We start from the raw sequence: 11,012 nt of genomic DNA on the forward strand, positions 1-11,012 counted from the left end.
CGCGATGCGCGTCGTCTACGGCGTGAACCCGGTGCGCGAGCTGCTCCGCGCCGGGGGCGGCGACGTCGCCGAGCTGTGGCTGGCCGAGGGCGGCACGCGCGGCGCGGCGTTCGCGGAGCTGGAGCGGCTCGGGCGAGGGGCGGGCGCCAAGGTGCGCGCGGCGCCCCGCGCCAAGCTCGACCGGCTGGCCGGCACCGACCGGCACCAGGGCATCGTCGCGGTAGTGGCCGACTTCCGCTACGCGGAGCTCGAGGAGCTGCTCGCGCGCGCGCAGGCCGGCGGGCGCCCGCCGCTCCTGGTGGTGCTCGACGGCGTCGAGGACCCGCACAACCTCGGGGCCATCATCCGTTCGGCCCACGCGCTCGGCGCGCACGGCGTCGTCATCCCGCGCGACCGCGCGGTGGGCGTCACGCCGGCGGTGGCCAAGGCCTCGGCCGGCGCGGTGGAGCGCTGCCCGGTGGCGCGCGTCACCAACGTGGCGAAGACGCTCGAGCGCCTGAAGGAGGCGGGCATCTGGTCGGTGGCGTTCGCGGCGGACGGCGAGCGCCCCCTCGGCGAGGTCGATCTGAAGGGGCCGACCGCGCTCGTCCTGGGCAGCGAGGGGGAGGGGCTGCGGCCGCTGGTGCGCCGCACCTGCGACCTCTCCGCGCGGATCCCCATGTCGGGTGATCTCGACAGCTTGTCGGTGTCCGCGTCGGCCGCGGTCGCCCTGTACGAGGCCGCGCGGCAGCGCGCGGGCGCGCCGTCGAAATCAGCGGTCGAAATGCGTCCTTGACAAGATGGGGCCACTCATTTTAAAGACCGCGCTCCACAACGGACGGCGGTGGTTCGCCCGAGCCGTGCCCGAGGGATGGCGGTCGTGGATTCGGGAAGGATTTTGCTGGCGTAGCTCAGCTGGTAGAGCAGCTGCCTTGTAAGCAGCAGGTCGCGGGTTCGAATCCCACCGCCAGCTCAGCGCGCCGTGGGGTTCACGCAGCGTCATCGAGGTGAAGACATCAGGAGGGGTTCCCGAGCGGCCAAAGGGAGCAGACTGTAAATCTGCCGGCTTACGCCTTCGGTGGTTCGAATCCACCCCCCTCCACTGAGCAGCACCGGTAGCAGCGGCCCGCTGGGCGAGAAGCGAAGAAGAGGTTCGGGAAAACTTGCGGGAATAGCTCAGTTGGTAGAGCGTCAGCCTTCCAAGCTGAATGTCGCGGGTTCGAATCCCGTTTCCCGCTCCAGTGAGGTCGGATCAAAGGAATTGCCCTCGTAGCTCAGTCGGTAGAGCGCGTCCTTGGTAAGGACGAGGTCTCCAGTTCAATCCTGGACGAGGGCTCTCAGTCACTCCGTCGCGGTAGCCGAGTCATCCGGCGCACGCGCCAACAGCAGGGAGCGTACCCAATGGCCAAGGAGAAGTTCGAGCGCAGCAAGCCGCACGTGAACGTCGGGACGATCGGGCACGTGGACCACGGCAAGACGACGCTGACGGCGGCGATCACGAAGGTGCTGGCGCAGAAGGGCGGGGCGCAGTTCCTGGCGTACGACCAGATCGACAAGGCGCCGGAGGAGCGGGAGCGCGGGATCACGATCGCGACGGCGCACGTGGAGTACCAGACGGAGAAGCGGCACTACGCGCACGTCGACTGCCCGGGCCACGCGGACTACGTGAAGAACATGATCACCGGGGCGGCGCAGATGGACGGCGCGATCCTGGTGGTGTCGGCGGCGGACGGTCCGATGCCGCAGACGCGCGAGCACATCCTGCTGGCCCGCCAGGTGGGCGTGCCGTACATCGTGGTCTTCCTGAACAAGGTGGACATGGTGGACGACAAGGAGCTGCTGGACCTGGTGGAGCTGGAGGTCCGGGAGCTGCTGAGCGAGTACGACTTCCCGGGCAACGAGATCCCGATCGTGAAGGGGTCTGCGCTGAAGGCGCTCGAGGGCGACAAGGGCGAGCTGGGAGAGCAGGCGATCTTCAAGCTGATGGAGGCGGTGGACGCCTACATCCCGACGCCGCAGCGCGCGACGGACAAGCCGTTCCTGATGCCGGTCGAGGACGTGTTCTCGATCTCGGGCCGCGGGACGGTGGCGACGGGGCGCGTGGAGCGCGGGATCATCAAGGTCGGCGAGGAGGTCGAGGTCGTCGGGCTGAAGGCGACGGCGAAGACGGTGGTGACCGGCGTCGAGATGTTCCGCAAGCTGCTGGACGAGGGGCGTGCGGGCGACAACATCGGGGCGCTGCTGCGCGGCCTGAAGCGCGAGGAGGTCGAGCGCGGGCAGGTGCTGGCGAAGCCGGGGTCGATCACGCCGCACACGAAGTTCAAGGCCGAGGTGTACGTGCTGACGAAGGAGGAGGGTGGCCGTCACACCCCGTTCTTCAACGGCTACCGGCCGCAGTTCTACTTCCGGACGACGGACGTGACGGGGTCGGTGCAGCTGCCGCAGGGAGTCGAGATGGTGATGCCGGGCGACAACATCGGGATGGAGGTGGAGCTGATCACCCCCATCGCGATGGAGAAGGAGCTCCGCTTCGCCATCCGCGAGGGCGGCCGCACGGTCGGCGCGGGCGTGGTCGCCGAGGTCATCCAGTAAGGAAAGAAGGACGTCATGGCCGGCAATCGCAGCATCATCACGCTCGAGTGCAAGACCTGCAAAGAGCGGAACTACACGACCACCAAGAACAAGAAGAAGACGCAGGACAAGCTCACGCTCTCCAAGTACTGCCCGCGCTGCCGCAAGCACGTGGAGCACAAGGAGACGAAGTAGCCGCGAGCGGTACCTAGGCCAGTAGCTCGAACGGTAGAGCAGCGGTCTCCAAAACCGCGGGTTGGGGGTTCGAATCCCTCCTGGCCTGCCAGACAGAACGGGGCGGGGCCGTCTGCGGGCGGCCCCGCCCTCCAGAAGCCGAAGGTCGAGGGTCATGGACAACGTCGGCGGGGTCGATCAGCCGAAGCGCGTCGTAGCGATCTTCTACGTGCTCGCGGCCATCGCGCTGGGGATCTTCCTGGAGAAGGTCCTCGAGCTGGCGCTCGGGTACGCGGGCGTCAACGACTTCGCGGTGTTCAGCGACTGGACGCTGTCCACGGTGGTGGGCTTCGCGCTCGCCATCGCGACCGCGGTGGTGGTCTGGCGGATCCCGAAGACGCAGCAGGTGTCGCTGGAGGTGGCGCTCGAGCTCCGGCGGGTCACCTGGCCGACCATGCGCGAGACGCGCGCCGCCACCGTGGCGGTGATCGTCGCGTCCACCGTGGCGGCGGTCATCCTCGGTCTCTTCGACCTCGTCTGGAGCTGGCTGAGCTCGAAGATCTACTGAGGTCCCCGCGTTCTTCGCGGCCGGGACGGAGCCGCGGCGGTTGGGGGCCGCCAGCACGGCTCCATCGGCGTTTTCTGGAATCGACGCGCGGGCGACGGAACGGAGCGGTCATGGCGAAGAAGTGGTACGTCGTCCACACCTACTCGGGGTTCGAGAACAAGGTGAAGAAGTCGCTCGACGAGCGCATCCGGCAGCACGCGCTGCAGGAGTCGTTCGGCGAGGTGCTCATCCCGATGGAGGTGGTCCAGGAGATGGTGAAGGGGGAGAAGAAGACCTCCAAGCGGAAGTTCTTCCCCGGCTACATCCTGGTGAACATGGAGATGAACCTGCAGACCTGGCACCTCGTGAAGGGGACGCCGAAGGTCACCGGGTTCGTGGGCAACGCCAAGACGCCGGACCAGGTCCCGGCGGTGTCGGACCTCGAGGTGCAGCGCCTCACCACGCAGATCTCCGAGGGCTCGCTCAAGCCGAAGCCCAAGGTGCAGTTCGAGGAGGGCGACTCGGTCCGCGTGACCGACGGCCCGTTCTCGAACTTCAACGGCACCGTCGAGGAGGTCAAGCCGGACAAGGGCAAGCTCCGGGTGCTGGTCTCGATCTTCGGCCGCGCCACGCCGGTCGAGCTCGACTTCATGCAGGTGGAGAAGACCTAGCCTTTGCAGGGCCCGCGGCGTCCGCCGCGGGGGGAACGACGGCGTGGGAGAGCGATGAGCTCGCTTGCACCACGCGAGGAGCAACGATGAAGAAGGTCACGGGACAGATCAAGCTGCAGCTCCCCGCCGGAAAGGCGAACCCGGCCCCGCCCGTGGGCCCGGCGCTCGGCCAGCACGGCGTCAACATCATGGAGTTCTGCAAGCAGTTCAACGCGGCGACGCAGGCTCAGGCGAAGGAAGCCCTCATCATCCCGGTCATCATCACGGTGTACCAGGACCGGTCCTTCACCTTCCAGCTGAAGACCCCGCCCGCCGCGATCCTCCTCAAGAAGGCGGCCGGCCTCCACACGGAGAAGAAGAAGGGCTCCGGCGCGCACAAGCCCGGCAAGGAGAAGGTCGGGCAGGTGACGCGCAAGCAGGTGGAGCAGATCGCGAAGACCAAGATGCAGGACATGACGGCGGGCACCCTGGAGGCCGCGATGCGGACCGTCGAGGGGACCGCCCTGTCCATGGGCATCGAGATCGTCGGCTAGCCGGGAGGACACGCACATGGCTCACGTTGCGAAGAAGTACAAGGCGGCCGCCGAGAAGGTGGATCGCACCAAGCGCTACAAGCTCGACGAGGCGATGAGCCTCGTGAAGCAGACCGCCACCAAGAAGTTCGACGAGACGGTGGACGCGTCCATCAACCTGGGCGTGGACCCGAAGCACGCCGACCAGGTGGTCCGCGGCGCCGTCGTGCTGCCGCACGGCATGGGCAAGACCGTCCGCCTGGCGGTGTTCGCGAAGGGCGACAAGGCCAAGGAGGCCCAGGAGGCCGGCGCGGACATCGTCGGCGCCGAGGACCTGGCCGAGAAGATCCAGGGCGGCTTCATGGACTTCGACAAGCTCATCGCCACCCCGGACATGATGGGCGTGGTCGGCCGCCTCGGTAAGATCCTCGGGCCCCGCGGCCTGATGCCGAACCCGAAGGTCGGCACCGTCACGATGGACCTCGCCCGCGCCGTGAAGGAGCAGAAGGCCGGCAAGGTCGAGTTCCGCGTCGAGAAGGCGGGCATCGTGCACGTGCCGTTCGGGAAGGCCTCCTTCGATCCGGACAAGCTGAAGGCGAACTTCAGCGCGATCATGGAGGTCATCTACAAGGCGAAGCCGCAGACGGCGAAGGGCGTGTACGTCAAGAACGTCACGCTGAGCACCACCATGGGCCCCGGCATCAAGCTGGACCTGGCGGAGCTCGCCGCGCAGCACGCGTAAGCGCTTCAGGAGTTCCCGGCGGCAATCTCGCCGCCGGGGTTCTGGTCCAAGACAGCGGGCCCGCTGCCACCGCTCCGGTGCGAGCGCAGTTCGGAGCGGACAGCGGCCAAGCGGATCCTCGCGGATCCGACCCGCCGAGACGGGAACTGCGATTCACCGCAGCGTCCCCTGCTTGGCCAGGGGGTTTTCGTACCGGACGTCCGGTCCGAGACCCGAACGACGCCGAGCCCGGCGCGACGCGCCGGCCGGCCGGAGAGGTGGTGAGTCAACTTGAACCGGACGGAAAAAGAGCAGGTCATCGGTGAGCTCCACGAGAAGATGGCGAAGGCGAAGGCGGCCATCGTCGCGGAGCCGAAGGGGCTGAACGTCGCGGTGGTCACGGATCTTCGCAAGAAGCTCCGCGACGCGAAGATCGACTACCGCATCGTGAAGAACACCCTCGCCGCGCGCGCCGCCAAGGGCACGCCGGTGGAGCCGGTGGCGGATCGGTTCGTGGGGCCGACGGCCCTCGTCATGTCGTACGACGACGTCGTCACCCCGGCGAAGCTCCTCGCGGACTTCATGAAGGACCGCGAGAACTTCGTCATCAGGACCGCGATCGTCGATGGCAAGATCATCGACGCGAAGGGCGTTCAGGCCCTCGCGAAGCTGCCGGGGCTGAAGGAGCTCCGCGGCCAGATCGCCGCCATGATCGCGCAGCCCGCGACCAAGCTCGCGCGCCTCGTCGGCACCCCTGGCCAGCAGCTGGCCCGGGTGGTCGGCGCGCGCCGCGAGCAGCTCGAGAAGCAGGGTTAAACGGTACGTGAACCGCCCGCGCGCGGTGCGCGGGCCAAAGAGACGCATCGGGCCGTCAGGGACGGTCCAGCGGAGAGAAGAGGAAGAAGCACATGGCCGATCTGAATGCGATCGTTGAGCAGCTCTCGGGCCTCACCATCCTGGAGGCCGCGGAGCTGGTGAAGCAGCTCGAGGAGAAGTGGGGCGTGTCCGCCGCCGCCGCGCCGGTGATGATGGCCGGTGGCCCCGCCGCCGCCGCCGCGCCGGTCGAGGAGAAGACCGAGTTCACGGTGGTCCTCGCCGACGCCGGCGCGAACAAGATCAACGTGATCAAGGAGGTCCGCGCGATCACGGGCCTCGGCCTCAAGGAGGCCAAGGACCTGGTCGAGGGCGCGCCGAAGGAGGTCAAGGCCGGCGTCGCCAAGGCGGAGGCCGAGGAGCTCAAGAAGAAGCTCGAGGCCGCTGGCGCCAAGGTCGAGGTCAAGTAGGACCGTTCGCCGTTGCTGGGCACGGCGGGGCGGGGTTGCAAGCCGCCCCGCCGTGACCCACGTTGGAATCTTTGACGGGCGAGGGTCGAGCCGTTACAAACCCCCATCCCATCAACGATTCCTGGATTTCCGGCCGCTCGGCCGGGCGACGCAGGATAGCCGGCCCGGCGGCCGGCTAGACCCTTTTGTGGCGGGTCTCGTTGGGGAAAGAGGACCGAAATCGATGGCGACGACGATTCAGAACAACTTCCGGATCCGGCGGAACTTCGGGAAGATCAACAAGATCGCCGAGATCCCCAACCTCATCGCCATCCAGAAATTCTCCTACGACAAGTTCTTGCAGGCCGACGTCCCGCCGGAGAAGCGGGACGATACCGGCCTCCAGGGGGTCTTCAAGTCCGTCTTCCCCATCAAGGACTTCAACGAGACCAGCTCGCTCGAGTTCGTGAGCTACCACCTCGAGAAGCCCAAGTACGACGTGGACGAGTGCCACCAGCGCGGGATGACCTACTCCGCGCCGATCAAGGTGGTCGTCCGCCTGGTCGTCTGGGACAAGGACGAGGAGACGGGCGCGCAGTCCATCCGCGACGTCAAGGAGCAGGAGGTCTACTTCGGCGAGATCCCGCTCATGACGGAGAACGGGACCTTCATCATCAACGGGACCGAGCGCGTCGTCGTCAGCCAGCTCCACCGCTCCCCGGGCGCGTTCTTCGACCACGACAAGGGCAAGAGCCACTCGTCCGGCAAGCTGCTCTACAACGCCCGGATCATCCCGTACCGCGGCTCGTGGATCGACTTCGAGTTCGACCACAAGGACATCCTCTACGTCCGCATCGACCGGCGCCGCAAGCTGCCGGCCACGGTGCTGCTGCGCGCGCTCGGCGCGACGCCGGACACGGCCAAGAAGGACCCGGTGGAGTTCCACGGGTCGGCCGAGGAGATCCTCAAGTACTACTACGACACCGAGACCATCCGGATCGAGGGCAAGGGCAAGTACGAGAAGGACCTCGTGCCCGACCTGCTCAAGGGCCAGCGCGCCACGCGCGACATCCGCGATCCGAAGACGAACGAGGTGATCGTCAAGAAGAACCGCAAGTACACCGAGAGCGCGATCAAGAAGCTGGTCGCGGCCAAGATGAAGTCGCTCCCGGTGGAGCCGGAGGAGGTCTACACCAAGATCTCCGCCGAGGACGTGGTGGACGAGACCACGGGCGAGGTGCTCCTCGAGGTGAACGAGGAGGTCACCGAGGCCAAGGTCGAGGAGCTGCGCAAGCGGAACATCGGCGAGTTCAAGGTCCTCTTCATCGACAACCTGAACATCCTGCCCGCGCTCCGCGACACGCTCATGCAGGACAAGATCTCCACGCCCGAGGAGGCGATCATGGAGATCTACCGCCGCCTCCGCCCCGGCGACCCGCCGACGCCGGAGACCGCGACGAACCTCTTCGTCAACCTGTTCTTCAACGCCGAGCGCTACGACCTGTCGAAGGTCGGCCGCCTCAAGCTGAACTACAAGTTCGGCATCGAGGAGCCGCTCGAGAACACCGTCCTCACCAAGCGCGACATCCTCGAGGTCGTCCGCTTCCTCATCGACCTCAAGAACGGCAAGCCGAACAAGGACGTCGACGACATCGACCACCTCGGCAACCGCCGCGTCCGCGCGGTGGGCGAGCTGCTCGAGAACCAGTACCGCATCGGCCTGGTGCGCATGGAGCGGGCGATCAAGGAGCGCATGAGCCTCCAGGAGATCGAGACGCTCATGCCGCACGACCTGATCAACGCGAAGCCGGTGACCGCGGTGATCAAGGAGTTCTTCGGGTCGAGCCAGCTCTCGCAGTTCATGGACCAGACGAACCCGCTCTCCGAGGTCACGCACAAGCGGCGCCTCTCGGCCCTCGGGCCGGGCGGCCTGACCCGCGAGCGCGCCGGCTTCGAGGTGCGCGACGTCCACTCCACGCACTACGGCCGCATCTGCCCCATCGAGACGCCGGAAGGCCCGAACATCGGCCTCATCGCGTCGCTGTCCACCTACGCCCGCGTGAACGAGTACGGCTTCGTCGAGACGCCGTACCGGAAGGTCGAGAAGGGCCGGGTGACCGACGAGGTGACCTTCTACTCCGCGCTCGAGGAGGAGAAGCACATCATCGCCCAGGCGAACGCGCCGGTGGACAAGAAGGGCAACTTCACCGAGGCGAAGGTCTGGTGCCGCAAGGAGGGCGAGTACATCTACGTCCGCCCGGACGAGGTGGACCTGATGGACGTGAGCCCGAACCAGCTCGTGTCCGTGGCCGCCTCGCTGGTGCCGTTCCTCGAGAACGACGACGCGAACCGCGCGCTGATGGGCTCGAACATGCAGCGCCAGGCGGTGCCGCTGCTCCGCACCCAGGCGCCGCTGGTGGGCACCGGCATCGAGGCCATCGTGGCCCGCGACTCCGGCGTGACCACGGTCGCGAAGCGCGACGGCGTGGTGCAGTCGGTGGACGCCTCGCGCATCGTGGTGAAGGCCGACGTGCCGACCTCGGCGACCGACGTCGCCAACGAGGTCGACATCTACAACCTCATCAAGTACCAGCGCTCCAACCAGAACACCTGCATCAACCAGAAGCCCATCGTGAAGCCGGGCGAGCGGGTGAGGAAGGGCGACGTCATCGCCGACGGCCCGGCCACCGAGATGGGCGAGCTCGCGCTCGGCCAGAACGTGGTGGTCGCGTTCATGCCGTGGCAGGGCTACAACTTCGAGGACTCCATCCTCCTCTCCGAGCGCCTCATCAAGGAGGACGTGTTCACGTCGGTGCACATCGAGGAGTTCGAGTGCGTCGCGCGCGACACCAAGCTCGGCAAGGAGGAGATCACCCGGGACATCCCGAACGTCGGCGAGGAGGCCCTCAAGGACCTCGACGAGTCCGGCATCATCCGCATCGGCGCGGAGGTGAAGCCCGGTGACATCCTGGTCGGCAAGATCACGCCGAAGGGCGAGACCCAGCTCTCGCCGGAGGAAGCTCCTCCGCGCCATCTTCGGCGAGAAGGCCGGCGACGTCCGCGACAGCTCGCTGCGCGTGCCGCCGGGCGTCTCCGGCACGGTGATCAACGCCAAGGTGTTCAGCCGCAAGGGCGTCGAGAAGGACGAGCGCGCCAAGGCCATCGAGGAGATGGAGGAGGCGAAGCTCCTCAAGGACCAGAACGACGAGATCCGCATCATCCAGGACTCGGCGTTCCAGAAGATCCGCCGCCTGCTCCTCGGCAAGGAGGTCACGGCCCGCCTGGTGGACGACAAGGGCGAGCAGCTCCTGAAGAAGGGCGACGTCCTCGACGACGCGCTGCTCGACACCGTCCCGCAGCGCTACTGGGGCGAGATCGCCGTCGCCGGCGACGTGCAGGACCTGGCGCGGAAGATCATCGAGAACTTCGAGGAGCAGAAGGAGCTCGTGAAGCTGCTCTTCGGCGAGAAGATCGGCCGCCTGAAGAAGGGCGACGAGCTGCCGCCGGGCGTCATCAAGATGGTGAAGGTGTACGTCGCCATCAAGCGCAAGCTGGCCGTCGGCGACAAGATGGCCGGCCGCCACGGCAACAAGGGCGTGGTCTCGCGCGTGCTGCCCGAGGAGGACCTGCCGTACCTCGAGGACGGCACCCCGGTCGACATCGTGCTCAACCCGCTCGGCGTGCCGTCGCGCATGAACGTCGGGCAGATCCTCGAGACGCACCTGGGCTGGGCCGCGCGCAACGTCGGCCTCCGGCTGCAGGAGATGATCGAGAAGCAGTACGGTCCCGAGCAGCTGCGCAAGAAGCTCCGCGCCGCGTTCGCCGGCACCGAGGGCGGCCCCGCCAGCGAGCGGCTCGCCGCGCTCATCGACGACGTGCCCGAGAAGGAGCTGCCGAAGCTCGCGCAGAAGCTCCGCCGCGGCATGCACGTCGCCACCCCGGTGTTCGACGGCGCCCGCGAGGACGAGATGAAGGCCCTCATGGAGGAGGGCTCCGCGACGCTGCAGTCCATCCTGTTCGACGGCCGCACCGGCGAGCCCTTCGACCAGGACGTGACGGTGGGCGTCATGTACATGCTGAAGCTGCACCACCTCGTGGACGAGAAGATCCACGCCCGGAGCATCGGGCCGTACTCGCTCGTCACGCAGCAGCCGCTGGGCGGCAAGGCCCAGTTCGGCGGCCAGCGCCTGGGCGAGATGGAGGTCTGGGCGATGGAGGCCTACGGCGCGGCCTACTCGCTCCAGGAGTTCCTCACGGTGAAGTCCGACGACGTGGTCGGCCGCACCCGCATGTACGAGGCCATCGTCAAGGGCGAGAACACGCTCGAGTCCGGGCTGCCCGAGTCGTTCAACGTGCTCATCAAGGAGCTCCAGAGCCTCGCGCTCGACGTGGAGCTGCTCGAGACGCCGGAGGCGCAGGCGGCGCGCGAGGCCGCCGAGCGCGACCTCGGCGGCGGCCCGCTGGGCGCGCCGCGCGGCGCGGTCGCGTCGGGGGAGAAGAGCAGCGCGTAGCGCGCGCGTCCGGGGCCGCGCCCTCCCTCTCCCCGCACGGGCGGGGAGGGGGCCGGCGCGAGGG

General features: G+C 67.6%; 9 protein-coding genes, 5 tRNA genes and 1 pseudogene. All 15 read left to right on the plus strand.

Annotated elements, in window-relative coordinates; all coding sequences use genetic code 11:
- The first annotated feature begins 4 nt into the window (after window positions 1–4).
- Window positions 5–775: a 23S rRNA (guanosine(2251)-2'-O)-methyltransferase RlmB gene (rlmB, locus tag ACOQFB_RS09810; RefSeq protein ID WP_059439631.1), complete on the plus strand. Its 771-nt coding sequence runs from the start codon at window positions 5–7 to the stop codon at window positions 773–775.
- 104 nt (window positions 776–879) lie between these two features.
- A tRNA-Thr gene (locus ACOQFB_RS09815) sits at window positions 880–952 on the plus strand.
- Window positions 953–998: 46 nt separating this feature from the next.
- Window positions 999–1,081 (plus strand) — tRNA-Tyr (locus ACOQFB_RS09820).
- 63 nt (window positions 1,082–1,144) lie between these two features.
- Window positions 1,145–1,220, plus strand: a tRNA-Gly gene (locus ACOQFB_RS09825).
- A 22-nt stretch (window positions 1,221–1,242) separates the two neighbouring features.
- Window positions 1,243–1,315 (plus strand) — tRNA-Thr (locus ACOQFB_RS09830).
- A gap of 65 nt (window positions 1,316–1,380) precedes the next feature.
- Window positions 1,381–2,571: an elongation factor Tu gene (tuf, locus tag ACOQFB_RS09835; protein ID WP_494492550.1), complete on the plus strand. Its 1,191-nt coding sequence runs from the start codon at window positions 1,381–1,383 to the stop codon at window positions 2,569–2,571.
- A gap of 15 nt (window positions 2,572–2,586) precedes the next feature.
- Window positions 2,587–2,745, plus strand: coding sequence for a 50S ribosomal protein L33 (rpmG, locus tag ACOQFB_RS09840; protein ID WP_011420641.1), 159 nt, complete (start codon window positions 2,587–2,589; stop codon window positions 2,743–2,745).
- A 15-nt stretch (window positions 2,746–2,760) separates the two neighbouring features.
- Window positions 2,761–2,836: transfer RNA gene (locus tag ACOQFB_RS09845), tRNA-Trp, on the plus strand.
- Window positions 2,837–2,899: 63 nt separating this feature from the next.
- Complete coding sequence (secE, locus tag ACOQFB_RS09850) at window positions 2,900–3,292, plus strand: preprotein translocase subunit SecE (protein WP_421610982.1); 393 nt, start codon at window positions 2,900–2,902, stop codon at window positions 3,290–3,292.
- Between the two features lie 110 nt (window positions 3,293–3,402).
- Window positions 3,403–3,942: a transcription termination/antitermination protein NusG gene (gene nusG / locus ACOQFB_RS09855; RefSeq protein WP_059438151.1), complete on the plus strand. Its 540-nt coding sequence runs from the start codon at window positions 3,403–3,405 to the stop codon at window positions 3,940–3,942.
- 86 nt (window positions 3,943–4,028) lie between these two features.
- Window positions 4,029–4,475 carry a 50S ribosomal protein L11 gene (gene rplK, locus ACOQFB_RS09860; RefSeq protein ID WP_059438152.1) on the plus strand — a complete coding sequence of 149 codons (447 nt, stop codon included), beginning with the start codon at window positions 4,029–4,031 and terminating at the stop codon, window positions 4,473–4,475.
- Between the two features lie 16 nt (window positions 4,476–4,491).
- Window positions 4,492–5,196: a 50S ribosomal protein L1 gene (gene rplA / locus ACOQFB_RS09865; RefSeq protein WP_059438153.1), complete on the plus strand. Its 705-nt coding sequence runs from the start codon at window positions 4,492–4,494 to the stop codon at window positions 5,194–5,196.
- 270 nt (window positions 5,197–5,466) lie between these two features.
- Window positions 5,467–5,991 carry a 50S ribosomal protein L10 gene (gene rplJ / locus ACOQFB_RS09870; protein ID WP_059438154.1) on the plus strand — a complete coding sequence of 175 codons (525 nt, stop codon included), beginning with the start codon at window positions 5,467–5,469 and terminating at the stop codon, window positions 5,989–5,991.
- Window positions 5,992–6,083: 92 nt separating this feature from the next.
- A complete protein-coding gene (gene rplL / locus ACOQFB_RS09875) occupies window positions 6,084–6,458 on the plus strand; it encodes a 50S ribosomal protein L7/L12 (protein ID WP_059438155.1) in 375 nt (124 codons plus the stop codon).
- A 223-nt stretch (window positions 6,459–6,681) separates the two neighbouring features.
- Window positions 6,682–10,948, plus strand: a pseudogene (gene rpoB, locus ACOQFB_RS09880) (DNA-directed RNA polymerase subunit beta).
- Window positions 10,949–11,012 lie beyond the last annotated feature (64 nt).

The sequence above is a fragment of the Anaeromyxobacter sp. Red801 genome (assembly GCF_049201065.2).
GTDB lineage: Bacteria > Myxococcota > Myxococcia > Myxococcales > Anaeromyxobacteraceae > Anaeromyxobacter.

Excerpts from the sequence above, each read along its gene's own strand:
- rplA (WP_059438153.1), top strand. The coding sequence starts at position 4,492 with ATGGCTCACGTTGCGAAGAAGTACAAGGCGGCCGCCGAGAAGGTGGAT.
- nusG (WP_059438151.1), top strand. The coding sequence starts at position 3,403 with ATGGCGAAGAAGTGGTACGTCGTCCACACCTACTCGGGGTTCGAGAAC.
- rpmG (WP_011420641.1), top strand. The coding sequence starts at position 2,587 with ATGGCCGGCAATCGCAGCATCATCACGCTCGAGTGCAAGACCTGCAAA.
- rplL (WP_059438155.1), top strand. The coding sequence starts at position 6,084 with ATGGCCGATCTGAATGCGATCGTTGAGCAGCTCTCGGGCCTCACCATC.
- tuf (WP_494492550.1), top strand. The coding sequence starts at position 1,381 with ATGGCCAAGGAGAAGTTCGAGCGCAGCAAGCCGCACGTGAACGTCGGG.
- secE (WP_421610982.1), top strand. The coding sequence starts at position 2,900 with ATGGACAACGTCGGCGGGGTCGATCAGCCGAAGCGCGTCGTAGCGATC.
- rplK (WP_059438152.1), top strand. The coding sequence starts at position 4,029 with ATGAAGAAGGTCACGGGACAGATCAAGCTGCAGCTCCCCGCCGGAAAG.
- rlmB (WP_059439631.1), top strand. The coding sequence starts at position 5 with ATGCGCGTCGTCTACGGCGTGAACCCGGTGCGCGAGCTGCTCCGCGCC.